28 protein-coding genes and 1 pseudogene are annotated in these 26,260 nt (G+C 60.7%); 22 read left to right on the top strand and 7 right to left on the bottom strand.

Annotated features, from left to right (window positions below):
• Positions 1–138 precede the first annotated feature (138 nt).
• Both BMX59_RS04335 and BMX59_RS04330 read left to right on the top strand, forming a co-directional pair.
• Positions 139–354, top strand: a complete 216-nt coding sequence (locus tag BMX59_RS04335) for a dodecin (protein WP_032885105.1) — start codon at positions 139–141, stop codon at positions 352–354.
• A 115-nt stretch (positions 355–469) separates the two neighbouring features.
• Positions 470–697: a DUF1161 domain-containing protein gene (locus BMX59_RS04330; protein WP_012721486.1), complete on the top strand. Its 228-nt coding sequence runs from the start codon at positions 470–472 to the stop codon at positions 695–697.
• A gap of 61 nt (positions 698–758) precedes the next feature.
• On the opposite strand, the gene BMX59_RS04325 is transcribed toward BMX59_RS04330, so the two are convergent.
• Positions 759–1,760, bottom strand: coding sequence for an LLM class flavin-dependent oxidoreductase (locus BMX59_RS04325; RefSeq protein WP_071490918.1), 1,002 nt, complete (start codon positions 1,758–1,760; stop codon positions 759–761).
• A 218-nt stretch (positions 1,761–1,978) separates the two neighbouring features.
• Here BMX59_RS04325 and BMX59_RS04320 point away from each other — a divergent pair, with 218 nt between their 5' ends.
• Positions 1,979–2,410, top strand: coding sequence for an OsmC family protein (locus BMX59_RS04320; protein ID WP_017253980.1), 432 nt, complete (start codon positions 1,979–1,981; stop codon positions 2,408–2,410).
• Between the two features lie 146 nt (positions 2,411–2,556).
• Positions 2,557–2,796, top strand: a complete 240-nt coding sequence (locus BMX59_RS04315; protein ID WP_092241461.1) for a DUF1161 domain-containing protein — start codon at positions 2,557–2,559, stop codon at positions 2,794–2,796.
• Here BMX59_RS04315 and BMX59_RS04310 read toward each other — a convergent pair whose 3' ends face one another.
• Entirely contained in the window at positions 2,797–3,219 is a 423-nt protein-coding gene (locus BMX59_RS04310; protein ID WP_071490919.1) for a PA0061/PA0062 family lipoprotein, read from the bottom strand. It lies immediately after the preceding gene.
• 141 nt (positions 3,220–3,360) lie between these two features.
• On the opposite strand from BMX59_RS04310, the gene BMX59_RS04305 reads away from it, so the two are divergent.
• The gene (locus BMX59_RS04305; RefSeq protein ID WP_093120170.1) at positions 3,361–4,446 is read left to right on the top strand and encodes an aminopeptidase; all 1,086 of its coding nucleotides are present in this window, start codon (positions 3,361–3,363) and stop codon (positions 4,444–4,446) included.
• 41 nt (positions 4,447–4,487) lie between these two features.
• On the opposite strand, the gene BMX59_RS04300 is transcribed toward BMX59_RS04305, so the two are convergent.
• Both BMX59_RS04300 and BMX59_RS04295 read right to left on the bottom strand, forming a co-directional pair.
• Positions 4,488–5,147: an HAD family hydrolase gene (locus tag BMX59_RS04300; RefSeq protein ID WP_092241457.1), complete on the bottom strand. Its 660-nt coding sequence runs from the start codon at positions 5,145–5,147 to the stop codon at positions 4,488–4,490.
• A complete protein-coding gene (locus BMX59_RS04295) occupies positions 5,144–5,686 on the bottom strand; it encodes a gamma carbonic anhydrase family protein (RefSeq protein WP_092241455.1) in 543 nt (180 codons plus the stop codon). Before BMX59_RS04295 ends, BMX59_RS04300 begins: the two co-directional genes overlap by 4 nt.
• A 102-nt stretch (positions 5,687–5,788) precedes the next feature.
• Between BMX59_RS04295 and prlC the strand changes: the two genes are divergently transcribed.
• Entirely contained in the window at positions 5,789–7,840 is a 2,052-nt protein-coding gene (gene prlC / locus BMX59_RS04290) for an oligopeptidase A (protein ID WP_093120165.1), read from the top strand.
• Complete coding sequence (locus tag BMX59_RS04285) at positions 7,837–8,112, top strand: YheV family putative zinc ribbon protein (RefSeq protein ID WP_003187322.1); 276 nt, start codon at positions 7,837–7,839, stop codon at positions 8,110–8,112. The genes prlC and BMX59_RS04285 overlap by 4 nt, the downstream gene beginning before the upstream one ends.
• A 43-nt stretch (positions 8,113–8,155) precedes the next feature.
• Here the strand turns inward: BMX59_RS04285 and BMX59_RS04280 are convergent, their stop codons facing one another.
• Positions 8,156–8,806 (bottom strand): phosphatase domain-containing protein, encoded by a 651-nt coding sequence (locus BMX59_RS04280; RefSeq protein ID WP_093120163.1) that lies wholly within the window; start codon positions 8,804–8,806, stop codon positions 8,156–8,158.
• Positions 8,807–9,032: 226 nt separating this feature from the next.
• On the opposite strand from BMX59_RS04280, the gene BMX59_RS04275 reads away from it, so the two are divergent.
• The 6 genes and pseudogenes from BMX59_RS04275 (at position 9,033) to BMX59_RS04250 (ending at position 16,609) form a co-directional block, all read left to right on the top strand.
• Positions 9,033–9,785, top strand: coding sequence for a gluconate 2-dehydrogenase subunit 3 family protein (locus BMX59_RS04275; protein ID WP_093120160.1), 753 nt, complete (start codon positions 9,033–9,035; stop codon positions 9,783–9,785).
• 2 nt (positions 9,786–9,787) lie between these two features.
• On the top strand, positions 9,788–11,572 hold the full coding sequence (locus BMX59_RS04270; RefSeq protein ID WP_092241449.1) for a GMC family oxidoreductase: 1,785 nt from the start codon (positions 9,788–9,790) through the stop codon (positions 11,570–11,572).
• A gap of 6 nt (positions 11,573–11,578) precedes the next feature.
• A pseudogene (locus BMX59_RS04265) lies at positions 11,579–12,894 on the top strand (c-type cytochrome).
• A gap of 70 nt (positions 12,895–12,964) precedes the next feature.
• A complete protein-coding gene (locus BMX59_RS04260) occupies positions 12,965–14,023 on the top strand; it encodes a PA0069 family radical SAM protein (protein ID WP_093120153.1) in 1,059 nt (352 codons plus the stop codon).
• A 227-nt stretch (positions 14,024–14,250) separates the two neighbouring features.
• The gene (locus BMX59_RS04255; RefSeq protein ID WP_071490929.1) at positions 14,251–14,982 is read left to right on the top strand and encodes a carbonic anhydrase; all 732 of its coding nucleotides are present in this window, start codon (positions 14,251–14,253) and stop codon (positions 14,980–14,982) included.
• A gap of 85 nt (positions 14,983–15,067) precedes the next feature.
• Positions 15,068–16,609 (top strand): SulP family inorganic anion transporter, encoded by a 1,542-nt coding sequence (locus BMX59_RS04250; RefSeq protein WP_071490930.1) that lies wholly within the window; start codon positions 15,068–15,070, stop codon positions 16,607–16,609.
• A 52-nt stretch (positions 16,610–16,661) separates the two neighbouring features.
• Here BMX59_RS04250 and BMX59_RS04245 read toward each other — a convergent pair whose 3' ends face one another.
• Positions 16,662–17,309: a hypothetical protein gene (locus tag BMX59_RS04245; protein ID WP_058424413.1), complete on the bottom strand. Its 648-nt coding sequence runs from the start codon at positions 17,307–17,309 to the stop codon at positions 16,662–16,664.
• 367 nt (positions 17,310–17,676) lie between these two features.
• Here BMX59_RS04245 and coxB point away from each other — a divergent pair, with 367 nt between their 5' ends.
• The 4 genes from coxB (at position 17,677) to BMX59_RS04225 (ending at position 22,071) form a co-directional block, all read left to right on the top strand.
• The gene (gene coxB / locus BMX59_RS04240) at positions 17,677–18,804 is read left to right on the top strand and encodes a cytochrome c oxidase subunit II (protein WP_093120150.1); all 1,128 of its coding nucleotides are present in this window, start codon (positions 17,677–17,679) and stop codon (positions 18,802–18,804) included.
• A gap of 58 nt (positions 18,805–18,862) precedes the next feature.
• Positions 18,863–20,449: a cytochrome c oxidase subunit I gene (gene ctaD / locus BMX59_RS04235; protein WP_016978771.1), complete on the top strand. Its 1,587-nt coding sequence runs from the start codon at positions 18,863–18,865 to the stop codon at positions 20,447–20,449.
• Between the two features lie 147 nt (positions 20,450–20,596).
• Positions 20,597–21,148 carry a cytochrome c oxidase assembly protein gene (locus tag BMX59_RS04230; RefSeq protein ID WP_071490934.1) on the top strand — a complete coding sequence of 184 codons (552 nt, stop codon included), beginning with the start codon at positions 20,597–20,599 and terminating at the stop codon, positions 21,146–21,148.
• 35 nt (positions 21,149–21,183) lie between these two features.
• Complete coding sequence (locus BMX59_RS04225) at positions 21,184–22,071, top strand: cytochrome c oxidase subunit 3 (protein WP_071490935.1); 888 nt, start codon at positions 21,184–21,186, stop codon at positions 22,069–22,071.
• Between the two features lie 6 nt (positions 22,072–22,077).
• On the opposite strand, the gene BMX59_RS04220 is transcribed toward BMX59_RS04225, so the two are convergent.
• Entirely contained in the window at positions 22,078–22,281 is a 204-nt protein-coding gene (locus tag BMX59_RS04220) for a twin transmembrane helix small protein (protein ID WP_058424417.1), read from the bottom strand.
• Between the two features lie 28 nt (positions 22,282–22,309).
• Between BMX59_RS04220 and BMX59_RS04215 the strand changes: the two genes are divergently transcribed.
• Genes BMX59_RS04215 through BMX59_RS04195 form a run of 5 tightly spaced genes read left to right on the top strand, consistent with a single transcriptional unit; the run spans position 22,310 to position 26,233 of the window.
• A complete protein-coding gene (locus tag BMX59_RS04215; RefSeq protein ID WP_093120148.1) occupies positions 22,310–23,074 on the top strand; it encodes an SURF1 family protein in 765 nt (254 codons plus the stop codon).
• Complete coding sequence (locus BMX59_RS04210) at positions 23,040–23,624, top strand: hypothetical protein (protein WP_092241439.1); 585 nt, start codon at positions 23,040–23,042, stop codon at positions 23,622–23,624. Before BMX59_RS04215 ends, BMX59_RS04210 begins: the two co-directional genes overlap by 35 nt.
• Before the next feature lie 10 nt (positions 23,625–23,634).
• Positions 23,635–24,714 carry a COX15/CtaA family protein gene (locus BMX59_RS04205; protein ID WP_092241437.1) on the top strand — a complete coding sequence of 360 codons (1,080 nt, stop codon included), beginning with the start codon at positions 23,635–23,637 and terminating at the stop codon, positions 24,712–24,714.
• The gene (gene cyoE, locus BMX59_RS04200; protein ID WP_071490938.1) at positions 24,702–25,601 is read left to right on the top strand and encodes a heme o synthase; all 900 of its coding nucleotides are present in this window, start codon (positions 24,702–24,704) and stop codon (positions 25,599–25,601) included. The genes BMX59_RS04205 and cyoE overlap by 13 nt, the downstream gene beginning before the upstream one ends.
• Positions 25,598–26,233: an SCO family protein gene (locus BMX59_RS04195; protein ID WP_071490939.1), complete on the top strand. Its 636-nt coding sequence runs from the start codon at positions 25,598–25,600 to the stop codon at positions 26,231–26,233. Before cyoE ends, BMX59_RS04195 begins: the two co-directional genes overlap by 4 nt.
• Positions 26,234–26,260 lie beyond the last annotated feature (27 nt).

Below are 26,260 nucleotides of genomic sequence, written 5' to 3'. Positions count from 1 at the left end.
ATTGAGTGGCGTGTGTAGATACCGACTGCGGCCGTTTCAGAAAGTGCAGTTAATCTGAACTTTCAGGTAGGAACGGTCGCCAGAAGCAGTACGAACATTGACTGCTACGCTTGCTTAACGACCCTTAGGAGAACTGCCATGAGTGATCATCACACCTACAAGAAAGTCGAATTGGTTGGCTCGTCGACCACCAGCATCGAAGACGCGATCAACAATGCCATCGCTGAAGCCAACAAGAGCATCAAGCATCTCGAGTGGTTTGAAGTGACTGAAACACGTGGCCATATCGAGAATGGCAAGGTTGCGCACTATCAGGTCACCCTCAAGGTAGGGTTCCGAATTGCCAGTAGTTGATCGCAGCGGTTGAACTTGCTGACTGGCCGATTGCCATAACCTGCGCTACAACCAATGGGTGCCGATGCCGCAAGCGTCGGCACGCTCTTTTTGATCAGCGCAAGGAAAGTAACGGATGAAGAAGTTCCTGTTAGCGGTAGGTTTGTTGAGCATTGCAGGCACAGCCCTGGCGGCAGGCAAGCCTTGTGAAGAGCTGAAAAGCGAGATTGCGGCGAAAATCGACGCCAAGGGCGCTTCGGGTTATTCGTTGGAAGTTGTGGATAAAGGCGCTGCAGCCGATGGCTACACGGTAGTCGGCAGCTGCGAAGCCGGTACCAAGGAAATCGCCTACAAGCGCGGTTAATCCCGTGTTGCAGACGTAAAAAACCGACGCGAGTGCGTCGGTTTTTTTTCGCCTGAGGGTTTTAGCCCTTCATCACTTGCGCCAGCAGTTCGTAGGAATGAATCCGATCGGCGTGCTCGTACAGGTCGCAGGTAAAGATCAGCTCATCGGCGCCGGTTTGTTCGATCAGCACCTCCAGCTTGGCGCGGATCTTCGCCGGGCTACCGACCATGGCCAGGCCGAGGAAGCTGCCGACCGCGTCTTTTTCATGGGGCAGCCACAGGCCGTCCATGGTTTTCACCGGTGGGCGCTGCACCAGGCTTTGCCCGCGCATCAGCGCGAGGATGCGCTGATAGACCGAGGTGGCGAGGTATTCAGCCTGTTCATCCGTATCTGCAGCGACCAGCGGAATGCCAAGCATCACGTAAGGCTTGTCCAGCACGGCCGAAGGCTTGAAGTGATTGCGATACACGCGAATCGCCTCATGCATCAGGCGCGGTGCGAAATGCGAGGCGAAGGCGTAAGGCAGACCGCGTTCACCTGCCAATTGCGCGCTGAACAGGCTGGAGCCCAGCAGCCAGACCGGTACGTTGGTGCCGGTACCGGGGACGGCGATTACCCGTTGGTCGGGGGTGCGTGGGCCGAGGTAGGCCATCAGCTCCGCCACATCTTCGGGGAAATCGTCGGCACTGCCGGAGCGCTCACGGCGCAGGGCGCGGGCGGTCATCTGGTCGGAGCCGGGTGCGCGGCCCAGGCCCAGGTCGATACGGCCGGGGTAGAGGCTTTCCAGGGTGCCGAACTGTTCGGCGATCACCAGCGGCGCATGGTTGGGCAGCATCACGCCGCCAGAGCCGACGCGGATCGTCGAGGTGCCACCGGCCAGGTAACCCAGCAGCACCGAGGTGGCCGAACTGGCGATACCGTCCATGTTGTGGTGTTCAGCCACCCAGAAACGGGTGTAGCCAAACTTTTCTACATGCTGGGCCAGGTCCAGGGAATTGCGCAGTGACTGCGCCGGACTGCCGTTGGCGCGCACGGGCACCAGGTCGAGGGTCGAGAACTTTACGTCGGACAGCGATTTCATAAGCCTGCTTCTCCAAAGGGGCCGCAGGCTTTTTAGACGAACCAAAACCTGCCGCTTCATGTGCATGCTCTATGCAATGAGGGCATATACCCGAGATTCAATAGCAGGCCAGGAAATTTCCTACTGAATCGCTAGGTTTTTCTCACAAGATGAACTTTGCCGGGCCGACTATCCTCAGAACCCTTACTGACGCAAAACCACCGTTCGAGGAGACCGCTATGAGTATCGTTAAAAAAGCATCCGCGCATTGGGAAGGTGACCTGAAGACTGGCCTGGGCTCTATTTCCACGGAAACCGGCGTACTGCGTGAAGCGCCCTACGGCTTCAAGGCCCGTTTCGAGGGCGGCAAGGGCACCAACCCGGAAGAACTGATCGGTGCGGCCCACGCCGGCTGTTTCTCCATGGCGTTTTCCATGATTCTCGGCGATGCCGGGCTCAAGGCTGACAGCATTGATACCCAGGCCGAAGTGACTCTGGACCAGGTTGACGGTGGTTTTGCGATCACCGCTGTGCACCTGATCCTCAAGGCCAAGATTCCGGGCGCGAGTCAGGCGCAGTTCGATGAACTGAGCAAAAAAGCCAAGGAAGGGTGCCCGGTGTCCAAAGTGCTGAACGCAAAAATCAGCCTGGATGCCACCTTGGTCAGCTGACACAGCCCGTCCAATGTGGGAGGGGGGCAAGCCCCCTTCCACATTTAGCCCTGCGTTAGATCAGAACTCGTGTTTTGTAAGTGTGGTCCTATTACCATGCAGCCTAGGCGCACACCCGTGCGCAATGCATTCAGGGAGCTTCACACATGAAACGTTTTGCCTTGGCGATCATCTGCGGTGTATTGGCCACATCGGCTGTGGCCGCGCCAAAAGACTGCGAAGAGCTCAGGAAAGAGATTGAAGTGAAGATCCAGGCCAAGGCGATTCCTTCGTACACCCTGGAAATCATCACCGCCGAAGAAGCCAAGAATCACGACAGTGCGATGATTGTCGGTTCGTGCGAAAACGGCACCAAGCGCATCATCTACCAGAAAAACAACAACTGATCAGATGCAGTTGACGCTGCGTTCCTCCGCGAGCAACTGACGCGCCGAATCGTACAACCGGATATTCGGCGTGAAGGCCAGCGAGCGTCCTTCCAGCACATAACGCTGGCCAGCCTGGAAGTGGTCATATTCCAGGGTCATGAAGCAGGTGCGATACATCATCTGGCTGAGCCCACCCAAACCGCCGCCGGCCGGGACTTCAAAGTCGAAGCGCACCATCAGTTCATGATGGCCGGGTGGCATTTGGAAGAAACGTCCGTCGTCCAGGTTCTTGCCGTCCAGGCGCTGCGCCATGACCAGCTTGGAGCCCGGCGTCGGCGTAGTGAAATCGACCCACGCCTGTTGCGGATCCATCGGTGGTACGGGTGTTGTCGTGCAGGCGCTGAGGAACAAAGCGGCGACGGGTAACAAGAGCTGGCGCATGGCAGGCACTCAACGGGAAGATAGAATTGAGCCTGCTGCGACGGCGGCAGACCTCTCATGAGTATAAACACGTCGCGCCATGGAAAAATTCTGCCTGGGCGCGATAGTCTGGCGAGCAAATTACCCAGGAGCGGTCGGGGCATGGTCAGGCGTTTTCTTCCAGGGTTGATGGTTGTGCTGCTCAGCGGCTGTTCCAGTGTCAGCTATTACAGCCAGTTGGCCAGCGGTCAGTGGCAATTGCTGCGGGCCCGGGAGCCGGTGGCGCAGGTGATCGCCGACCCTTCCCGCCCACCGCTGTTGCGCGAACACCTGGCGCAATCGCAAAAGGCGCGTACGTTCGCCAGTGAACACCTGCATCTGCCTGACAACCAGAGTTACAGGTTGTACGCCGACATTGGCCGACCCTATGTGGTCTGGAACGTCTTCGCCACGCAGGAGTTTTCCCTGTCTCCTGAAACCCATTGCTTCCCCATTGCGGGCTGTGTGGCCTATCGCGGTTACTACAACCAGGGTGCGGCGCGTGGTGAGGCGGCGTTGTTGAAGCAGCGAGGCATGGACGTGTCGATCGGCGGTGTCGAGGCCTATTCCACCTTGGGCTGGTTCAATGACCCGATCATGAATTCGATGATGAACTGGGGTGATGAGCGGCTGGCCACGTTGATCTTCCACGAACTGGCGCATCAGCGTTTCTATGTGAAGGACGACACCGAGTTCAATGAGTCGTTTGCCAATTTCGTCGAGCAGGAAGGTACGCGTCAGTGGCGCGCTGCACGTGGCTTGGCGCCGCAGAGCCTGTCGGCGTCGAAGCAGCGTGATGAGTTCATTCAGCTGATCCTCGATACCCGCCAACGATTGGAAAAACTCTATGCCCAACCCTTGGCCACTGATGTGATGCGCCAGGCGAAGGCGGCCGAGTTCGAGCGTCTGCGTCGCGATTACCGGCAGCTGCGCGACAGCCAGTGGGGCGGGGACAAACGGTATGACGCGTGGATCAATCAACCCATGAACAATGCGAGGTTGTTACCGTTCGGGCTGTATGACCAGTGGGTGCCTGTGTTTGCGGCGTTGTTTGCGCAGGAAGGTGGGGATTGGCTGAGGTTTTATGCGGCGGTGGAGAAGCTGGGCGGATTGCCGATGGAGCAGCGCAAGACGGCGTTGAGGCAGTTGCAAGGTATTGGCCTTCAGGGCCTCATCGGGGGCAAGCCCCTCCCACATGCTAATTTGTGAACACACTCCACTGTGGGAGGGGGCTTGCCCCGATAGCGTCCTCAAGTGCGCTGCAAAAATGCCTGGTGCATCTGCGCCAACGTCTCGAAATGCCAGGTCGGCGCCTCGGCATCCAGCTCCTCGAAACTGCCGAACCCATACCCCACCGCCGCCGAATCCAGCCCATTCTTGTGCGCGCCGATCAGGTCATGCTTGCGATCACCAATCATCAAGGTGGTGGCCGGGTCCAGGCCTTCCTCGCTCATCAGGTGGGCGATCAGTTCGACTTTGTTGGTGCGCGTCCCGTCCAGCTCGCTGCCGTAGATCACCTTGAAGTGCTTGGCAAAGTCGAAATGCCGGGCGATTTCGCGGGCAAACACCCAGGGCTTGGAAGTGGCGACGTAGAGCTGGCGGCCTTGATCGTTCAATGCTTCCAGCAGCGGCATCACGCCGTCGAACACACGGTTTTCGTACAGGCCGGTGACCTTGAAACGCTCGCGATAGAAATTCACCGCTTCCCAGGCCTTGGCCTCGTCGAAGCCGTAGAACTGCATGAACGCCTGCAGCAAGGGCGGGCCGATGAAGTGTTCGAGTTTGGTCAGGTCCGGCTCGTCGATACCCAACTTGCCGAGGGCGTACTGGATCGAGCGGGTAATGCCCTCGCGTGGGTCGGTGAGCGTGCCGTCCAGGTCGAACAGGACGGTTTGGTAAGGCAGGGTCATCGGTCGAATCCTTCAGCCAGGTGCAGGTCTTTGAGCTTCACGTAATTCGCGGCGCTGTAGGTGAAAAAGGCGCGTTCCTTGTCAGTCAACGGGCGAATCTGTTTGACCGGGCTGCCGACATACAGGAAGCCGCTTTCAAGTTTCTTGCCCGGCGGCACCAGGCTGCCGGCGCCGATGATCACGTCGTCCTCGACCACGGCGCCATCCATCACGATGCTGCCCATGCCGATCAGGATGCGATTGCCGACTGTGCAGCCATGCAGCATGACCTTGTGGGCGATGGTCACGTCGTCGCCGATCAGCAGCGGGAAACCGTTCGGGTTGAACGGCCCGGCGTGAGTGATGTGCAGCACACAGCCATCCTGCACGCTGGTGCGCGCACCGATACGGATGCGGTGCATGTCGCCACGGATCACGGTCAGCGGCCAGACCGAGCTGTCGGCGCCGATTTCGACATCGCCGATCACCACCGCCGAAATATCGACAAAAGCCCCGGCGCCCAGGGCCGGCGTGTGGTTCTGATAGGTGCGAAGGGTCACGATAGCCTCTCTCTCTTCTGCTGATAGCTGCGGTGGGTGTTGATTGTAATTAAGATGGCCCCATCTTTGTTCTTACATGTTTCTTCAGCCAAGGTGCCAACCGTGAGCGCGAACAACCCTCTTCTGCAGTCCTACGACCTGCCGCCGTTCTCGGCGATCCGTGCCGAGCACGTCCAGCCGGCCATCGAACAGATCCTCGCCGACAACCGCGTTGCCATCGAAGGCATCCTGCAAAGCCAGGGCAAAAATCCGACATGGGCCGGCCTGGTGCTGGCCATGGACGAGCTGAATGATCGTCTGGGCGCCGCGTGGAGCCCGGTCAGCCACCTCAACGCCGTGTGCAACAGCGCCGAACTGCGCGAAGCCTACGAAGGCTGCCTGCCGGCATTGAGCGCCTACTCCACCGAGATGGGCCAGAACCGTGCGCTGTTCCAGGCCTTCGAAGCCCTGGCTAACAGCCCGGAAGCCGCCGGTTTCGACGTGGCGCAGAAAACCATCCTGGAACACTCCCTGCGTGACTTCCGCCTGTCGGGCATCGATCTGCCGTCGGAGCAGCAAAAACGCTACGCTGAAGTGCAGAGCAAGCTGTCGGAACTGGGCAGCAAGTTCTCCAACCAGTTGCTGGACGCCACCCAGGCCTGGACCAGGCACGTCACCGATGAAGCCACCCTCGCCGGGCTGACCGACTCGGCCAAGGCGCAAATGGCCGCCGCCGCCCAGGCCAAAGGTCTCGACGGCTGGCTGATCACCCTCGAATTCCCTAGCTACTACGCCGTCATGACTTACGCTCAGGACCGTGCCCTGCGTGAAGAAGTCTACGCGGCCTACTGCACCCGCGCGTCGGACCAAGGCCCGAATGCCGGTCAGAACGATAACGGCCCGGTGATGGAACAGATCCTCGACCTGCGCCAGGAACTGGCCCAGTTGCTGGGTTATGCGTCGTTCTCCGAACTGAGCCTGGCCACCAAGATGGCCGAGTCCAGTGACCAGGTGCTGAGCTTCCTGCGTGACCTGGCCAAGCGCAGCAAGCCGTTTGCCGCCCAGGACCTGCAACAGCTCAAGGCCTACGCCGCCGAACAAGGCTGCGCCGACCTGCAAAGCTGGGACAGCGGTTTCTACGGCGAAAAACTCCGCGAGCAGCGCTACAGCGTGTCCCAGGAAGCCCTGCGCGCCTACTTCCCGATCGACAAAGTGCTGGGCGGCCTGTTCGCCATCGTGCAGCGCCTGTACGGCATCGAGATCGCCGAGCAGAAAGGCTTCGACACCTGGCACCCGGATGTCCGCCTGTTCGAAATCAAGGAAAACGGCCAACACGTGGGCCGCTTCTTCTTTGACCTGTATGCCCGCGCCAACAAGCGCGGCGGTGCCTGGATGGACGGTGCCCGCGACCGTCGTCGCACCATCGACGGTGTGCTGCAAAGCCCGGTGGCCAACCTGGTGTGCAACTTCACCCCGGCCGACAGCGGCAAGCCTGCCCTGCTGACCCACGATGAAGTCACCACGTTGTTCCACGAATTCGGCCACGGCTTGCATCACCTGCTGACCCGCGTAGAACACGCAGGCGTGTCCGGCATCAATGGCGTGGCCTGGGATGCGGTGGAACTGCCGAGCCAGTTCATGGAGAACTGGTGCTGGGAGCCGGAAGGCCTGGCGCTGATCTCCGGCCACTATGAAACCGGCGAGCCGCTGCCCCAGGACCTGCTGGAAAAAATGCTCGCGGCGAAGAATTTCCAGTCCGGCCTGATGATGGTGCGCCAACTGGAGTTCTCGCTGTTCGACTTTGAATTGCACGCCACCCACGGCGATGGTCGCAGCGTGGCGCAGGTGCTGGAAGGAGTGCGCGATGAAGTGTCGGTGATGCGTCCGCCGGCCTACAACCGCTTCCCCAACAGCTTTGCGCACATCTTCGCGGGCGGTTATGCGGCGGGTTATTACAGCTACAAGTGGGCCGAAGTGTTGTCGGCGGATGCCTTCTCCAAGTTCGAAGAAGACGGCGTGCTCAACGCCGAGACCGGCCGTGCCTTCCGCGAAGCGATCCTGGCGCGTGGCGGCTCCCAGGAGCCGATGGTGCTGTTCGTCGACTTCCGCGGACGCGCGCCGTCGATTGACGCACTCTTGCGCCACAGCGGCCTGAGTGAGGACGCGGCAGCATGAGTGAAGGGCCTGTGATTACCAAAAAGCAATTTATCGCCGGGGCGGTCTGCCCGGCATGCAGTGAGCCGGACAAGCTGAAGATGTGGACCGAGGACAACGTGCCGCACCGTGAGTGCGTGGCCTGCGGCTATACCGACACGCTGAATGATCAAGGGTTGTCGGTGCCCAAGGAATTGGGTACGCGGGTCAATACCACGGCGTTGAAAGCTCCGGCGGACCCGAAGGTGCAGGCGGTGCAGTTCTTTCCTAATCCGAAGTTGAAAAAAGACTGACGGGCGGCCCTCTGTAGGAGTTCGGCCAGCCGGGCTCCTGCAGTTATTTCTCGTCTTTTCCCGTCGTCGTGATCCAATCCTTCATCGAGCACAACGCGAACGCGCTGGTGCTGCAATCGCCATTCGCCAAGGCCGTGCGTAACTTGTCGATATCGGCCCTCATCATGTAGCGAACGCCGTCCTTGAAGCCATTACTGGTGCCAAACCCGCCCAAGGTCATTTCGTTCAGCGCGTCTTCCTTGCTCCATCCCTGAATCACTACCCGATACATCGCCGCCATCAGGCCAGTGCGGTCAGAGCCGTGCTTGCAATGCATCAGCACCGGGCCGTTGGCTTCGGCTTCCCGGATGGACCTCAGCGCCGCCAACACGTCCGTATCATCTACATGGTTGGTGCGATACGTCAGTTGAACCTGACGGATGCCAGGCGATTTGAGCCAGTCGGCATCCGACTCCGGCAGGAAGTTGATCACGGTGCCGATCTTCAGCTGTTCCAACAGCGGCCCGGCGTTGCGATCCGGTAGTGCGCTGCGGTAGAGGGTGGGCGTCATCTGGTGCAAGTTGTATTGATTACCCACAGGCTGGGCCCACTCCGGTGAACGGATGGAGACGGTGTCGTCGGCTTGAGCGTAAGCGCAGGTGAACATCGCGATGATCGCGAGGCCGAGGCCCGACAACCATTGATTCTTGAGCATGGGTGACATAACCGAGCAAGGAGTGGGTGGTGCTCAGGTTCGTCCAGAGGGGGTCAATGAGGCGTGAGGAGGCCGTCAAAGAATCGTGAATCCTCAGTCTTTAGTCGCTGAAACGGTTCTGTGAATTCATAGCCTGCTATCATTTGTAACTATTGATTGCCTAAAAGGCCAAGCCGCTCACTAGAAGCCGGCCGATATTCCCGTGACCACATGATGAGGTGCCACCATGTCTGATCAAGATCAAGACAACCCCCGGCGTGACTTTTTGCGCAAATCCTTGACCTTGATCCCGGTGGTCACGGTTGCCAGCACTGGCCTTGGCGGCTCGATGTTGATGGCAACGCCTGAACCGGCGCAGGCCGCTCCCGCCAAGCCTGCGGTAAGTGAAAAGGCCTACGAGCCTGCTTACTTCACGGCTGAGGAGTGGGCGTTTATCAACGCCGCCGTCGAGCGCCTGATTCCCGCCGATGAGCAAGGCCCGGGCGCCCTGGAAGCCGGTGCGCCGGAATATATCGACCGTCAGATGAACACCCCGTACGCCAGCGGCGCGCTGTGGTTCATGCAAGGCCCGTTCAACGCGGATGCCGCTCCAGAGATGGGCTGGCAGTCCAAACTGGTGCCCAAGGACATCTATCGCCTGGGCATTGCCGCGACGGATGCCTGGTCGAAAGCCTTCAACGGTAAAGCTTTTGCTGCGCAAGACAGCGCTACCCGAGACGATATGTTGCGTCGTCTGGAGGCTGGCGGCAGTGAAGTGACGGCGCATTTTGAAGCGGTGCCGCCCAAGATGTTCTTCAACCTGTTGCTGCAAAACACCAAGGAAGGGTTCTTTTGCGACCCCATCCACGGTGGCAACAAAGGCATGGTCGGCTGGACCATGATCGGCTTCCCTGGCGCTCGTGCCGATTTCATGGACTGGGTTGAACGCAACGAGCAATACCCCTTCCCGGCAGTTTCCATCCGCGGTGAGAGGGCATAAATGTGGCGACCATCATGAAGAAAGTGGATGCAGTGATCGTAGGCTTCGGCTGGACCGGCGCGATCATGGCCAAGGAGCTGACGGAAGCAGGCCTCAACGTGGTTGCGCTGGAGCGTGGCCCGATGCAGGACACCTACCCGGACGGCAACTATCCCCAGGTCATCGACGAACTGACCTACAGCGTGCGTAAAAAACTCTTCCAGGACATTTCCAAAGAGACCGTGACCATTCGCCATAGCGTGAATGACGTCGCCCTGCCCAACCGTCAGTTGGGCGCGTTCCTGCCGGGCAACGGTGTGGGCGGCGCGGGCCTGCATTGGTCGGGGGTGCATTTCCGTGTCGACCCGATCGAGCTGCGCATGCGCAGCCACTATGAGGAACGCTACGGCAAAAACTTCATCCCCAAGGACATGACCATCCAGGACTTCGGCGTGAGCTATGAAGAGCTGGAGCCGTTTTTCGACTACGCGGAAAAAGTCTTCGGCACCTCCGGCCAGGCCTGGACCGTAAAAGGTCAGCTGGTAGGCGAAGGCCGTGGCGGCAACCCGTATGCACCGGACCGTTCCAATCCGTTCCCGTTGGAAGCGCAGAAGAATACGGTCTCCGCACAGCTGTTTCAGAAAGCGGCTGCCGAGGTGGGTTACAAACCCTACAACCTGCCGTCCGCCAATACCTCGGGGCCCTATACCAACCCCTACGGTGCGCAGATGGGGCCGTGCAACTTCTGCGGTTTCTGCAGCGGCTATGTCTGCTACATGTATTCCAAGGCCTCGCCGAACGTGAACATCCTGCCGGCGTTGCGCCAGGTACCGAACTTTGAGCTGCGGCCCAATTCCCACGTACTCAAGGTCAACCTCGACAGCACCAAGAGCAAGGCCACCGGCGTGACCTACATCGACGCCCAGGGCCGGGAATGCGAACAGCCGGCAGATCTGGTGATTCTCGGCGCCTTCCAGTTCCACAACGTGCGTTTGATGCTGTTGTCGGGCATCGGCAAGCCCTACGACCCGATAACCAATGAGGGCGTGGTGGGCAGGAACTTCGCCTACCAGAACATGGCCACCATCAAGGCTTTCTTCGACAAAGACACTCATACCAACAACTTCATCGGTGCAGGCGGCAATGGCGTGGCCATCGATGACTTCAACGCCGACAACTTCGACCACGGCCCCCATGGCTTCGTGGGTGGCTCGCCGATGTGGGTCAACCAGGCCGGCAGCCGGCCGATTGCCGGTACGTCCAACCCGCCAGGCACACCGGCCTGGGGCAGCGCGTGGAAACGCGCCACCGCTGATTACTACACCCACCAGGTGTCGATGGATGCCCACGGTGCCCATCAATCCTACCGGGGCAACTACCTGGATCTGGACCCTGTTTATCGCGATGCCTACGGCCTGCCGCTGCTGCGGATGACGTTCGACTGGCAGGAAAACGACATCAAGATGAACCGCTTCATGGTCGAGAAAATGAGCAAGGTCGCCGAGGCGATGAACCCCAAGGCGATTGCCCTGCTCGGCAAAAAGGTCGGTGAGCATTTCAATACGGCGTCCTACCAGACCACCCACCTCAATGGCGGCGCGATCATGGGCACCGACCCGAAAACCAGCGCGTTGAACCGCTACCTGCAGTGCTGGGATGTGCACAACGTGTTTGTCCCAGGTGCGTCCGCTTTCCCACAAGGCCTGGGCTACAACCCTACCGGCCTGGTGGCGGCGCTGACCTACTGGTCGGCGCGGGCCATTCGCGAGCAATACCTTAAAAATCCCGGCCCACTGGTTCAGGCATAAGGAGCGATGATCATGAAAGCACTTGTTATCGCCACCTTCGCCCTGTTCAGCAGCTGCTCTGTAAGTGCGGCTGAAACCGATTTGATCAAGCAAGGTGAATACCTGGCCCGCGCCGGTGATTGCGTGGCCTGCCACACCGCCAAAGGCGGCAAGCCCTTCGCCGGCGGGCTGCCGATGGAAACGCCGATCGGCGTGATCTATTCCACCAACATCACCCCGGACAAGACCGGCCTGGGCGACTACAGCTTCGAAGACTTCGACAAGGCCGTGCGCCATGGCGTCGCCAAGAGCGGTAGTACGCTTTACCCGGCGATGCCCTACCCGTCTTATGCGCGTGTCAGCGACAGCGATATGCAGGCGTTGTATGCGTATTTCATGAAGGGTGTCGAGCCGGTCGCTCAGCAGAACAAGGACAGCGATATTCCGTGGCCCTTGAGCATGCGCTGGCCGCTGGCGGCGTGGCGTTGGATGTTTGCGCCGGCTGTCGAAGCGCATCAGGCGCAAGCCGCCGCCGACCCGGTGGTCAGCCGTGGCGCCTACCTGGTGGAAGGCCTTGGCCATTGCGGCGCATGTCACACGCCACGGGCCCTGACCATGCAGGAAAAAGCCCTGAGTGCCTCTGACGGCAACGCCTTCCTGTCCGGCAGTGCGCCGCTGGAGGGCTGGATCGCCAAAAGCCTGCGCGGTGACCACAAGGACGGCCTCGGCAGTTGGAGTGAGGAGCAGTTGGTGCAATTCCTCAAGACCGGCCGCAGTGATCGCAGCGCGGTGTTTGGTGGCATGAGCGACGTTGTCGTCCACAGCATGCAGTACATGTCGGAGGATGACCTGACGGCTATCGCCCGTTACCTCAAGAGCTTGCCGGCGGTGGACCCCAACGACCAACCGCATCAGTACGACAAGCAGGTGGCCGAGGCGCTGTGGAAAGGCGATGACCGCAAGCCGGGCGCGTCGGTATACATCGACAACTGCGCGGCCTGCCACCGTACTGATGGGCATGGCTACACGCGGGTGTTCCCGGCGCTGGCGGGCAACCCCGTAGTGCAGACGGCGGATGCCACGTCGTTGATCAACATCGTGTTGAATGGCGGCACCTTGCCGGCTACCCACGCGGCGCCCTCGACCTTCACCATGCCGGCGTTCGCCTGGCGTCTGTCGGATCAGGAAGTGGCGGATGTGGTCAGTTTCATTCGGGGCAGTTGGGGCAATAAAGGTGCGCCGGTGAAAGCCAACGAAGTGGCGGACCTGCGCAAGAACGATATGCGCACCACCTCGGGCGATGACCTGGGCCAGGTCACGCAACGGCACTGATCCCTGGCTGACCGCCAAACGGCACTGGTCAGAAGCCCTGCGCCTCGATACTGTATATAAAAACAGTATCGAGGCGTTTTCATGTCTACTCCGTTGCCGCCCCGTGGCCGGGGCACGGCCACCAACCTGCACAACCGCTTCGCACCGACTGTCAGCGTGGTCGAGGATGACGGCTGGTTCCAGGAAGTGCCGCCGACCCAGGGCACTGAAGTGCGCATCGAAACGGCCAAGACCATCATCACCCGCAACAACTCGCCGGACTTGCCGTTCGATCGTTCGATCAACCCCTACCGTGGCTGTGAGCACGGCTGTATCTACTGCTACGCGCGGCCGAGCCATGCCTATTGGGACATGTCGCCGGGGCTGGATTTCGAAACCAGACTGATCGCCAAGACCAACGCTGCCGATGTGCTGGAACAGCAGTTGTCGAAACCGGGTTACGTGTGCGCGCCGATCAACCTTGGGTCCAACACCGACCCGTACCAACCGATCGAGCGCGAGTACAAGATCACCCGGCAAACTCTGCAAGTGCTGCTGCGCTATCGCCATCCGGTGACCATCATCACCAAGGGCTCGCTGATATTGCGCGATCTGGACCTGCTCACCGAGTTGGCGCGCCAGCGGCTGGTCGCCGTGATGATCAGCCTCACCAGCCTGGACGACGAACTCAAGCGGATCCTGGAGCCACGCACGGCGGCGCCCAAGGCGCGCCTGCGCGCGATCCGGGTGATGCGTGAGGCTGGGATCCCGGTGGGCGTGCTGTGCTCGCCGATGATTCCGATGATCAATGACAGTGAGCTGGAAAGCCTGCTGACCGAAGCTCACGCTGCGGGCGCGCAAAGTGCGGCGTACATGATGCTGCGCCTGCCGCTGGAGGTGGCGCCGTTGTTCGAGGAGTGGCTGGCGGCGCATTACCCGCAGCGTGCGGCCCATGTGATTAGCCTGGTGCGCCAGGTGCGTGGCGGCGAGGTGTATGACAGCCGCTTCGGCGTACGCATGCGTGGCGAAGGGCCGTTTGCCGACTTGCTGGCGCAGCGCTTCAGCAAAGCCATCAAGCGGCTGGGGCTCAACCGGCGGGAAGGGTTTGACCTGGATTGCACGGCGTTCTGTCCTCCGGGCAGACAGATGGCATTGTTGTAGACTGACAGGGCAGAACGCACCGTTCCTGTAGGAGTGGTCGCGTTTTGACATCACTGAAACCCGCGATCTAGAGCGGTTCATTCAGTTTGAGTTAAGTTTCGGCGGTTACCTTGTTCAGCGAGTGACTGATGAGTCGGCACTGTGGCCCCTGGCGTTTTACAACTAATCCACTGGCCAAGCGTCCAACTGACCTGAAAACTCCCCTGCATTAATCAAGAGGATGAATCATGAGTGACAAGGATAAACAGCCGTTGGCTGCGTCGGCTTCTGCCCCTCAGGTGGCTGAAACCGCCGATGCAGCGCTGAAGCATATCGTTGACGGCTTTTTGCATTTCCATCACGACGTCTTCCCCCAGCAGGAAGAACTCTTCAAAAAACTCGCCACGGCCCAGAGCCCACGGGCGATGTTCATTACCTGCGCCGACTCGCGCATCGTGCCTGAGCTGATCACCCAGAGCTCTCCTGGCGATCTGTTCGTGACGCGTAACGTCGGCAACGTCGTACCGCCTTACGGCCAGATGAACGGCGGTGTTTCCACGGCCATCGAGTACGCGGTACTCGCCCTTGGCGTGCAGCACATTATCGTCTGCGGGCACTCCGATTGTGGCGCCATGCGCGCGGTGCTCAACCCTGACAGCCTGGAGAAGATGCCGACGGTCAAGGCCTGGCTGCGGCATGCTGAGGTTGCCAAGACCATGGTCCATGACAACTGCGACTGCGCCAATGAAGGCGAGAGCATGAAAGTGCTCACCGAAGAAAACGTCATCGCCCAACTGCAACATTTGCGCACCCACCCCTCCGTGGCTTCGCGCATGGCCAATGGTCATTTGTTTATCCACGGTTGGATCTACAACATCGAGACCAGTGAAATCCGCGCCTACGATGCCGACCAGTCGACGTTCCGACCGTTGAGCGGCGACGGACCGATCCCTTGCGCGACGCCTAAAGCGCGCTTCTAACACACTTCCCTGCCGGGTAAAGCGGTGGCTGCCATGGACGCAGCCAGGCTTTACCGCGCCCGGCGAATGCCTCGGGAGAGTCATCATGCGTGCTGCTCAATTGAAAGCTGTATTGCCAAGGGAGCTGCTCGCTTCCGTGGTTGTGTTTCTGGTCGCCCTGCCCTTGTGCATGGGGATTGCGATCGCCTCTGGCATGCCGCCGGCCAAAGGCCTGATTACCGGGATTATCGGAGGCCTGGTGGTGGGCTGGTTGGCGGGCTCGCCGTTGCAAGTCAGTGGCCCGGCGGCGGGCCTGGCGGTGCTGGTGTTCGAGTTGGTGCGCCAGCACGGCATGCTGATGCTCGGGCCGATCCTGCTGCTGGCGGGATTCCTGCAACTGGTTGCCGGGCGTTTGCGCCTGGGCTGCTGGTTTCGCGTCACGGCACCGGCGGTGGTGTACGGCATGTTGGCGGGGATTGGCGTGCTGATTGTACTGTCGCAGATCCACGTGATGCTCGACGGCGCGCCCAAGCCTTCGGGGCTCGACAATCTGGCAGGCTTCCCGGCGGCACTGGCCGACGCAATCCCGACCCTGGGCGGTGGCCTGGGCTGGCAGGCCGGGTTGCTCGGTTTGTCGACGATGCTGGTGATGTACGCCTGGGACAAATTGCGCCCGCAGCAACTGCGCTTTGTGCCCGGTGCTTTGCTGGGCGTGGGCCTGGCCACGGTTGTCAGCCTGGTGCTGGCGTTGCAGGTCAAGCGTGTCGAAGTCCCGGAAAACCTCGCCGATGCCATCGACTGGCTACGCCCCAGCGACCTGCTGAACCTTGCCGATCCCCAACTGTTGATCGCCGCATTTGCCGTGGCGTTTATCGCGAGCGCTGAAACGCTGCTGTCTGCGGCGGCGGTCGACCGCATGCACAGCGGTCAGCGTTCGGATTTCGACAAGGAGTTGTCTGCTCAAGGGGTGGGCAACATGCTCTGCGGCCTGGTCGGCGCCTTGCCGATGACCGGCGTGATCGTGCGCAGCTCGGCCAACGTGCAGGCCGGTGCAACCACGCGCTTGTCGGCGATGTTCCATGGCCTGTGGCTGCTGGCGTTCGTGCTGTTGCTGTCGAGTGTGCTGCAAAGCATCCCGGTGGCGAGCCTGGCGGGTGTGCTGGTGTACACCGGTATCAAGCTGGTGGACATCAAGGCCTTCAAGGCGCTGGGACGCTATGGGCGGATGCCGATGTTTACCTACGCGGCCACGGCGCTGGCGATCATCTTTACCGACCTGCTGACCGGCGTATTGGTGGGCTTCGGGCTGACGTTGGTCAAGCTGGCGTTCAAGGCTTCGCGGTTGAAGGTCAGCCTGATCGACCTGCCTCAGGACGGTGAGATGGAGCTGCGCCTGACCGGTGCGGCGACCTTTCTGAAAGTGCCGGCGTTGACTCAAGTATTGTCGACGGTGCCTGCCGGGACGACCGTGCATGTTCCGCTGAGCAACCTGAGTTACATCGACCATTCCTGCCTGGAACTGCTGGAGGAATGGGGGCGGGCCAATGCGGCCAAGGGCTCGACGTTGGTGATCGAGGCGCGCGGGTTGAAGCGTCGGCTGGAAGGCCGGGTGAGGACGACGACGGGGATAGGCTCCGCGCCAGCCTGAACAGCAAAACAACGCCTGTAGGAGCCGGCAAGCCAGCTCCTACAAGGCGGGATCAGGCCGGCTGATCCAGCGCCAACTCAACCCCCAGCTGTCGCGACAGGCATGGCCAGCGCTTCCACGCGGCTTCCGTGTCGGGGCTCTTGAGCTGTTCGCGATAAGCCTCCACGGACTCCAGCGCAAAGCTTTCTTCGTTGAGCATTTCATCCACTGCGTGGTGTACCGCTTCATCCAGCTGGTTGGCGAAGGTTTCGCCGATCAGCTGATGGGCAATGACATTGGCCACCGTGGTATCGGCCGGAATCAACGGCTGGCCGAAGTGCTTGATATACAGATCGTTGACCTCTTCGACCAGGCGATGAGCCAGGTAGGCCTCATCCAGCAGGCCATCGAGACCTTCATGGCCGGCCAGGATGGCAGGCGGTTGCAGGAAGAAGTGCTCGGCGATTTTCAGTACCGGTTTGATCTGGCTTTCGATACCGGCCTCGCGGGCCACGTCGTTGGCGGCGTCCAGCAAGTCCGGGACCAAGTCGATGTAGGCGGTGACAAAGCGGGTCATGACAATGTTGCGATCACCGTCAGCCAGGGAGATGGCCGAATGCAGGTGCGGCAATTGTTTTTCCAGTTGCAGGGCAAGCTGGCCAGTGCTGGCTTCGTGTTGATGGGCACGGGAAATCTGCTCGCGCAATGCGGCGGTGTTCATGAAAGCTCCAGTGATGCAGGCGTAGGAAAAGGGAGAAGATAAGGTAGCTCGTTTATACGAGCGCCTCAGACGCATTTGTCATAATTATTTCATGGTTATGCGCCCGCGTTATATCGAATTGCCATCGTTCGTCGGATAAACGATTCCGTGCCCGGTTCTATTGACTCCAGCCAGTCATTTCTACTCATTTGCCCCTACACATTGCGGGGTTGCAGAGCCTGTCTATACTCGGATTTGTACGCGATTAGCTGATGACGCCAGACTGCATAAGCAGGCAAGGCCAGGCGGTTGTAAGCAGTATGGAAGCCGCTCCCTTCGACGCAGGTGCAAACCGGCGGGATAACAAGAACGATAAGGGGAACCCGCAATGATGCGACATCCACATGTTTGGATGGGCCTCCTGTTGTGGTCGGTATTCGGCCAGGCACATGCCGCCTGGACAACGAATATGGCGCCAGGGGCGACAGAAGTCAGTCACGCTGTGTTCGACCTGCACATGACCATATTCTGGATCTGTGTGGTGATCGGCATCATCGTGTTTGGCGCGATGTTCTGGTCGATGATCGTTCATCGCCGGTCTACGGGCCAGGTCGCGGCCAAGTTCCACGAGAGCACTACCGTGGAGATCCTCTGGACCGTCGTGCCCTTGCTGATCCTGATCGCGATGGCCATTCCGGCCACCAAGACCCTGATCAATATCTACGACAGCAGTGAGTCGGATATCGATATCCAGGTCACCGGCTACCAGTGGAAATGGCATTACAAATACCTGGGCCAGGATGTGGAGTTCTTCAGCAACCTGGCCACGCCCGCCGAACAGATCCACAACCAGGCGACCAAGGGCGAACACTACCTGCTGGAAGTCGACCAGCCGCTGGTGTTGCCGGTGGGGGCCAAGGTGCGCTTCCTGGTGACCGCCGCCGATGTGATCCACTCCTGGTGGGTGCCGGCGTTTGCGGTCAAGCGCGACGCGATTCCCGGCTTCGTCAACGAGGCCTGGACCCGTGTCGAGAAGCCCGGCATCTACCGTGGCCAGTGCGCCGAGCTGTGCGGCAAGGACCACGGCTTCATGCCCATCGTGGTCGAGGTCAAGTCCAGGGCCGACTACGACACCTGGCTCGGCGAGCGCAAGGCAGAGGCCGCCAAGCTCAAGGAGCTGACCTCCAAAGAGTGGACCCTGGAAGAGCTGGTGGCCCGTGGCGACAAGGTCTACCACACCACCTGCGTGGCCTGTCACCAGGCCGAAGGCCAGGGCCTGCCGCCGATGTTCCCGGCGCTCAAGGGTTCCAAGATCGCCACCGGTCCCGCCGCCGATCACCTGAGCCTCGTGTACCACGGCAAGCCCGGCACCGCGATGGCGGCGTTCGGCAAGCAGCTCTCGGAAGTGGATATCGCCGCCGTGGTGACCTACGAGCGTAATGCCTGGGGTAACAACAAAGGCGACATGGTCACGCCTAAAGACGTGCTGGCCATCAAGCAGGCGGAAAGCAAATGACCTCTCTCATGGCATTGACCGCGACCCGCCCCGCCCACTCGCTTGCAGGAGAACGACCATGAGCGCTGTGATCGACGACCATGGTCACGCCGACCATGCCCACGGCCCCGCCAAGGGCCTGATGCGCTGGGTGCTGACCACCAACCACAAAGACATCGGCACCATGTACCTGTGGTTCGCCTTTGCCATGTTCTTGCTCGGCGGCTCGTTCGCCATGGTGATCCGGGCCGAGCTGTTCCAGCCCGGCCTGCAGATCGTGCAGCCGGCGTTCTTCAACCAGATGACCACCATGCACGGTCTGATCATGGTGTTCGGCGCAGTGATGCCGGCGTTTGTCGGCCTGGCCAACTGGATGATCCCGTTGATGATCGGCGCGCCCGACATGGCCCTGCCGCGCATGAACAACTTCAGTTTCTGGCTGTTGCCGGCGGCCTTCCTGCTGCTGGTCTCGACGCTGTTCACGCCAGGCGGCGGGCCGAACTTTGGCTGGACCTTCTACGCGCCGCTCTCCACCACCTACGCGCCGGAAAGCGTGACGTTCTTTATCTTCGCCATCCACCTGATGGGTATCAGCTCGATCATGGGCGCGATCAACGTGGTCGCCACCATCCTCAACCTGCGTGCCCCGGGCATGACCTTGATGAAAATGCCGCTGTTCGTGTGGACCTGGCTGATCACCGCGTTCCTGCTGATCGCGGTCATGCCGGTGCTGGCCGGGTGTGTGACCATGATGCTGATGGACATCCACTTCGGTACCAGCTTCTTCAGCGCGGCCGGCGGCGGTGACCCGGTGCTGTTCCAGCACGTGTTCTGGTTTTTCGGCCACCCCGAGGTGTACATCATGATCCTGCCGGCCTTCGGCGCCGTCAGCTCGATCATCCCGACCTTTTCGCGCAAGCCGTTGTTCGGCTACACCTCGATGGTCTACGCCACGGCGAGCATTGCATTCCTGTCGTTCATCGTGTGGGCGCACCACATGTTCGTGGTGGGCATCCCGTTGGTGGGCGAGTTGTTCTTCATGTACGCCACCCTGCTGATTGCCGTGCCCACCGGGGTGAAGGTGTTCAACTGGGTCAGCACCATGTGGCAGGGCTCGCTGACCTTCGAAACGCCGATGCTGTTCGCCGTGGCCTTCGTGATCCTGTTCACCATTGGCGGTTTCTCCGGGCTGATGCTGGCGATTGCCCCGGCGGACTTCCAGTACCACGACACCTATTTCGTGGTGGCGCATTTCCATTACGTACTGGTGCCCGGCGCGATCTTCGGCATCTTCGCCTCGGCCTACTACTGGCTGCCGAAATGGACCGGCCACATGTACGACGAAACCCTCGGCAAGCTGCACTTCTGGCTGTCTTTCGTGGGCATGAACATGGCGTTTTTCCCGATGCATTTTGTCGGGCTGGCGGGCATGCCGCGCCGGGTGCCGGACTACAACCTGCAGTTCGCTGACTTCAACATGGTCTCGTCGATCGGCGCGTTCATGTTCGGCGCCACGCAGATCTTCTTCCTGTTTATCGTGATCAAGTGCATCCGTGGCGGCCCGCCGGCGCCGGCCAAGCCTTGGGATGGCGCTGAAGGCCTGGAGTGGAGCATCCCTTCGCCGGCGCCATACCACACCTTCACCACGCCGCCGGAGGTCAAATGAACACGCCTTGGCACTGCTTACACGGCCAATGTGGGAGAGGGCTTGCCCCCGATGGCGGTGTGTCAGCCGACATCATGATTGGCTGTAAAACAGCTATCGGGGGCAAGCCCCCTCCCACAATGGCCTCATTCACATTGGGTGGGCGTCATGGCTGAATACTTGCCGATCAAGCGCCTGGTCACACGGCTGCTGATCCTGGTGGTGGCGATGTTCGCCTTCGGCTTTGCGCTGGTGCCGATCTACGACGTGATGTGCAAGGCGTTCGGCATCAACGGTAAGACCGCCGGGCAGTATGAGGGCGAGCAGGTTGTCGACCCGACGCGCCAGGTGCGCGTGCAGTTCCTGTCTACCAATGCCATCGACATGGTCTGGGACTTCTATGCCAAGGCGGACGAAGTGGTGGTCAACCCGGGCGCGGTGACCGAGATGCTGTTCGTGGCCCACAACCCGACCGACAAGCCGATGACTGCCCAGGCCGTACCGAGCATTTCCCCGGCCGAAGCGGCGATGTATTTCCACAAGACCGAATGCTTTTGCTTCACCCAGCAAGTGCTGCAGCCGGGCCAGCGGATCGAAATGCCGGTGCGCTTCATCGTCGACCGCGACATGCCCAAGGATGTGAAGCATCTGACCCTGGCGTACACGCTGTTCGATATCACTGCGCGCCAACCGCCGGTGGCTGTGCATACCGGCGGCTAGCTACTGTTTGCCCCCTCAATCAGGAGAGCGAATACATGTCGACTCATGATACGTACTACGTACCAGCGCAAAGCAAATGGCCGATAATTGCCACGATTGGCATGCTGGTCACCGTGTATGGACTGGCTGTGTGGTTCAACGACCTCAAGGCGGCACGCCCGGAATCCCATGGCCCGTGGATCTTTTTTGTCGGTGGGCTGCTGCTGGCTTACATGCTGTTTGGTTGGTTCGGTGCGGTCATCAAGGAAAGCCGCGCCGGTTTGTACAGTTCGCAGATGGACCGTTCGTTCCGTTGGGGCATGACCTGGTTCATCTTTTCCGAAGTGATGTTCTTTATCGCGTTCTTCGGTGCGCTGTTTTATGTGCGGCACATGTCCGGCCCGTGGTTGGGCGGTGAGGGTCACAAGGGCATTGCGCACATGCTGTGGCCGAACTTCGAGTTTGCCTGGCCGTTGCTCAACAACCCTGACCCCAAAATGTATCCCGCGCCTGAAGGCACCATCAGCCCTTGGGGTCTGCCGCTGGTCAATACCATCCTGCTGGTGAGCTCCAGCGTGACCATTACCATTGCCCACCATGCCCTGCGCAAAGGTCATCGCGGTGCGTTGAAGATCTGGTTGGCGATCACGGTGCTGTTGGGGCTGGCGTTCCTGGGGTTCCAGGCCGAGGAGTACATCCACGCCTATAAAGAGCTGGGCCTGACGCTGGGCTCCGGCGTGTATGGCGCGACGTTCTTTATGCTCACCGGCTTCCACGGCGCCCACGTGACCATCGGCACCCTCATTCTGTTCGTGATGCTGATGCGCATCCTCAAGGGGCATTTCAATGCCGAGCACCAGTTCGGCTTCGAGGCGGCCAGTTGGTATTGGCACTTTGTGGACGTGGTGTGGATCGGGCTGTTTTTCTTCGTTTACGTGCTGTGAGGCGGCTTACCACGGCGCATGAGAAACCAGTTGGCCGCTGAAAAAGCCCCAGGTGATCAAGGCCAGGGTGATCACGGCCAGTACGACACGCACGGTCAGGGCGTTGACGAGGCGGTTGGAGTTGCCCTCGTCCTTGACCAGGAAGAACAAGCCACTGAACAGGCTCACGACGGTCGCGATCAGCATCAGGGCAATAGCAGCTTTGAGCATGGTCGGGCTCCACGGGGATGGGCGGGCAATGAAAACAAGTATAGCCAGCGCCGCAAAACGCTTTCGTCCTGGGATCGCACCCACCTTAGTGGTGCTGGTACTGCTGCCCCTGATGGTGGGGTTGGGGTTCTGGCAACTGTCGCGCGGCCATGAAAAGCAGCTGCTGGTGGACAGTTATGCCGAGCGGCGCGCAGCGGAGCCGATCAGCAGTGCGCAACTCAATGACATGGCCGACCCGGCCTTTCGCCGCGTGCGCTTGCGCGGGCAGTTGGATGCCGGGCACAGCGTGTTTCTCGATAACCGCATGCGCGACGGCAAGGCCGGCGTAGAGCTGCTGCAACCCTTCCTCGATCAGGCCAGCGGCCTGTGGCTGTTGCTGAATCGCGGCTGGCTACCCTGGCCGGACCGGCGCACGCCACCGGTATTCAGTACCCCGGAGCAGCTCTTGAATCTGGATGCCTGGGTCTACGTCGCCCCTGGCGAAACCTTCCAATTGCACGCCGACCCCGCCAGTGCGCAATGGCCACGTCTGCTGACGGCGCTGCACCCTGCCGCGTTGTGGGCGCAATTGGGCCGCAGCGGTTTCGCCTATGAGCTACGTGCCGAGCCCGGCCCCGGCACTTACGAAACCAGCTGGCCCATCGTGGCCATGGGGCCGGAAAAACACCTGGCGTATGCCGTGCAGTGGTTCGCCATGTCGCTGGCGTTGCTGGCGCTTTACCTCTACCTCGGATGGCACAACAAAAAGGAGAAGCCCCATGGGAGCGGCCATGAATCCACCCAACATGTCTGAGGTGCCTGATCGGCGCAAAGGCCGTTGGCAACTGATTCTGATCCTGATGATGGTGATCGGCCCGATGGCGCTGGCCACTTTCATGTACAAGCTGCAGTTCTGGGTGCCGCAAAGCCGCAGCTACCACGGCGAGATGATCGGCAACGGCCAGACCCGCGCCGACATTGGCGTGCCGGCCGATGAGCAGCGCTGGCAACTGCTGGTCACCGCGCCCGCCGCCTGCGCCGCCGATTGCCAGCAACTGGTCTACCTCGCGCGTCAATTGCAGATTGGCCTGGGGCGCGATGCCTCCCGCGCCAGCCATGCCTTGGCCAGTGCGCAGCCGCTGGACAGCGACTATGACGCCAAGCTCAAGGCCGAGTACCCGCAACTGCAACGCTACCCGCTGGACCTGTCGACCTTCAGTAAAAACGCCGCTGCACCGGGGGATGCTCAGCTGTGGATCGTCGACCCCCACGGCAACCTGGTGCTGCGCTATGACACCAAGGTCAAGGGCAAGGACTTGCTCAACGACCTGCGCCACCTGCTGAAACTGTCGAACATCGGATAGGGGCACCGTCATGGCCAAACCTGGATTTCGCCTCGCGTTGTTTGCCACCTTGCTGGCGCTGATCGTTGTGCTGCTCGGCGCTTACACCCGCCTGACCCATGCGGGTCTGGGCTGCCCGGACTGGCCCGGCTGCTATGGCTTCATCGGCGTGCCCAACACCGAAGCCCAACTGGCCCACGCCGAGCTGCACTTCCCCGATACGCCGGTGGAGGCGGACAAGGGCTGGGCCGAGATGACCCATCGCTACTTCGCTGGCACCCTGGGCTTGCTGATTGTGTTGCTGGCGGCGCGCTCGTGGAGCCATCGGCGCGATCCGGGCCAGCCGGTGAAGCTGCCGCTGTTTGTACTGGCGGTGGTGTTCGCCCAAGCGGCATTTGGCATGTGGACGGTGACATTGAAGCTGTGGCCGCAGGTGGTGACGGGGCATCTGTTGGGTGGCTTTGCGACCTTGAGCCTGCTGTTCCTGCTGACCCTGCGTTTGTCCGGCGTATTGCCCGCGCTGATCGTGCCCAAGCGCCTGCAATATTGGGCGACGGCAGGCCTGGTGCTGGTGATCGGCCAGATTGCCCTGGGCGGTTGGGTCAGTTCCAACTACGCGGCGGTGGCCTGTATCGATTTGCCAACGTGCCATGGGCAGTGGTGGCCGGCAGCGGACTTTGCCAACGGCTTCCACCTGACTCAACACATCGGCCCCAATTACCTCGGTGGGCAGTTGGACAGCGAGGCGCGCACCGCCATCCACCTGACCCACCGCATCGGCGCCGTCATCGTCAGCCTGGTGCTGCTGGGCCTGGCCTGGCAGTTGCGCGCAGTCGGCATGACGCGGTTGGCCGGCTTGCTGTTGATCGCCCTGGCGGCGCAAATCTGCCTGGGCCTGAGCAATGTGTATTTCCACCTGCCGCTGCCGGTTGCGGTAGGGCATAACGCGGGCGGTGCGGCGTTATTACTGACGCTGGTACTGGTCAACTATCACGCGCGCACCAGTCTGGTCCGGGTGCGCAACCAGTTGCCGTTCGGCTGGCGCTTTATTCCACGCAAACACGTATCGGGCCTCGTTACCCTTAAAGGAGAGATGCCATGGCGACCTTGATCGGCGCACGTCACGGCCAGGCCATCTGGCGTGATTATCTGGAGCTGACCAAGCCCAAGGTGGTGGTGCTGATGCTCATCACCTCGCTGGTGGGGATGTTCCTGGCGACTCGCGCTGGTGTGCCGTGGACCGTGCTGGTGTTTGGCAACCTGGGGATTGCCCTGTGTGCAGGCGGCGCGGCGGCGGTCAACCATGTAGTGGACCGACGCATCGACGCGGTAATGGCGCGCACTCACAAGCGGCCGTTGGCGGAGGGCCGGGTGTCACCGCTGGCGGCGTTGGCCTTTGCTTTGTTTCTGGCTGTTGCCGGGTTGGCCCTGTTGCTGGCATTCACCAATCCGCTCGCAGCCTGGCTGACGCTGGCCTCGCTGCTCGGCTATGCGGTGATCTACACCGGTTTTCTCAAGCGTGCGACGCCACAGAATATTGTTATCGGCGGCTTGGCCGGTGCAGCGCCGCCGTTGCTGGGTTGGGTCGCCGTCACCGGGCATGTCAGCGCCGAGCCTCTGCTGCTTGTGTTGATCATCTTCGCCTGGACCCCGCCACACTTCTGGGCCTTGGCCATCCATCGCAAGGAAGAATACGCCAAGGCCGATATCCCGATGCTGCCGGTGACCCACGGCGAGCACTACACCAAGGTGCATATCCTGCTCTACACCTTTGCCCTGCTGGCGGTGAGCCTGATGCCCTATGTGATCCACATGAGCGGCCTGCTGTACCTCGGCTGCGCCCTGGTATTGGGCGGGCGCTTTCTGCAATGGGCCTGGGTGTTGTACCGTGGCGGTCGGCCGCACGCGGCGATCAACACCTTCAAGTACTCTATCTGGTACTTGCTGCTGCTGTTTATCGCCCTGCTCGTAGACCACTACTTACTGTTGAACCTATGACTCGAACTCAAAAGACTGTCTTCATCCTGGTGGCCCTGGTGGCATTGATCATGGGCCTGACCGTTAACAAAGTGCTCTCGGGCAAGGGCCAGGGCGACCCTACCGCGCTGATCGACGCAGGTATCATCCTGTTGCCGCAAAGCCGTCAGTTGCCGCCGGTGACCATGACCAACCAGGACGGCCAGCCGGTGCTGGTCAACGAATTGAAAGGCAAGTGGAGCCTGTTGTTCTTCGGCTACACCTTCTGCCCGGACATTTGCCCGACTACCCTTGCCCAGCTGCGCCAGATCAAGAGCGAGCTGCCTAAAGAGGCTGTGGATAAGTTGCAGGTGATTTTGGTCAGTGTGGACCCGAACCGCGATACGTCGACCCAGCTCAAACAGTACCTGGGCTACTTCGACCCGCAGTTCCAGGGCCTGACGGGCGCGAATGTGGAGGAGGTGCAGAAGGTCTCGAATGCGGTGAGCATTCCGTTCATTCCGGCGGATACCAGCAAGCCCAACTACACCGTCGACCACAGCGGCAACCTGGCATTGATCGGGCCGGATGGGACTCAGCGCGGGTTCATCCGTGCGCCGTTGAACAACCAGAAGCTGGTGGCGCAGTTGCCGGGGTTGTTGAAGCGTCAGTAACAGGCGACACATAACAAATGTGGGAGG

This window comes from Pseudomonas sp. NFR09 (assembly GCF_900111535.1).
Lineage (GTDB): Bacteria > Pseudomonadota > Gammaproteobacteria > Pseudomonadales > Pseudomonadaceae > Aquipseudomonas > Aquipseudomonas extremorientalis.
The sequence above is the reverse complement of the archived record's forward strand: the minus strand, read 5'-3'. Positions and strand labels throughout refer to the sequence as shown.